Source organism: Croceitalea marina (assembly GCF_042684265.1).
Taxonomy (GTDB): domain Bacteria; phylum Bacteroidota; class Bacteroidia; order Flavobacteriales; family Flavobacteriaceae; genus Croceitalea; species Croceitalea marina.
In genome coordinates, this window is sequence record NZ_JBHULB010000030.1 from 1 (window position 1) to 1,015 (window position 1,015).

The following is a 1,015-nucleotide window of genomic DNA, read 5'->3' on the forward strand; positions in this document are numbered from 1 at the left end:
AGCTATGGCGAAAGTTTCCTTGATACCGAAAAACAAAAAGCGGTCATTTCCGAATCCAAGGATATTGCTGTCATTGGTATGGCTGGACGTTTTCCGGGAGCAAAGAACGTATCTGAGTACTGGGAAATTATTAAAAATAGCTTAGAAGGCATAACGGAGTTTAGCGAAAGTGAACTCTTAGACAATGGTGTAAGCAAAGAAGAACTTAGTTCGGAGCATTATGTAAGACGCAAGGGAATTGTTAATGGTGTGGAAGAGTTTGATGCGGAGACCTTTGGATACAATGCCCACGAGGCAGAGCTCATGGATCCACAAATGAGAATATTCCATGAGTGTACCTGGGAAGCTTTGGAAGATTCAGGTTATAACCCTCAGACCTATAATGGCGATATTGGTTTGTATGCCGGAGGTTCCAAAAACTCTTATTGGGAGTTCATGTCAATGGCTAAAGTATCATCAAACCCTGCAGAATTGTTTGAAGCAGCTACACTAATAGATAAAGATCATATCTGTTCCAAAGTATCCTACAACTTAAACCTCCAAGGACCTAGTATGTCCGTTCAGACAGGCTGTTCGACTTCCCTGGTGGCTTTACACCAGGCATGTCAGGGGATTCAGAATGGGGAATGTCAAATGGCCATTGCGGGAGGGGTTTCTGTGAGTACTCCGCAAAAAAGCGGATATCTGTATCAACAAGGAATGATCAGTTCTTCAGATGGTCATTGCCGGGCTTTTGATCATAAGGCAAGTGGGACATTATTCAGCGATGGAGCAGGTGCGGTGGTCCTAAAAAGTCTGGAACAAGCTTTGGAAGATGGTGATCATGTTTATGCTGTGATCAAGGGGAGTGCAATAAATAATGATGGTAATAGAAAAGCAGGTTATACGGCTCCGAGTACAAAAGGTCAGTATGAGGTCATTACAGCAGCGCTACAAAAATCCGGAATTACTCCAGAAAATATCAGTTACGTGGAGGCCCATGGTACAGGTACAAGTCTGGGCGATCCGATTGAAG

General features: G+C 43.5%; 1 protein-coding gene. It reads left to right on the plus strand.

Translation table 11 applies throughout. The features are described from left to right. Positions 1-1,015: beta-ketoacyl synthase N-terminal-like domain-containing protein (locus ACFSQJ_RS14170; RefSeq protein WP_377767629.1), on the plus strand; the 1,015-nt coding region annotated here is incomplete at both ends.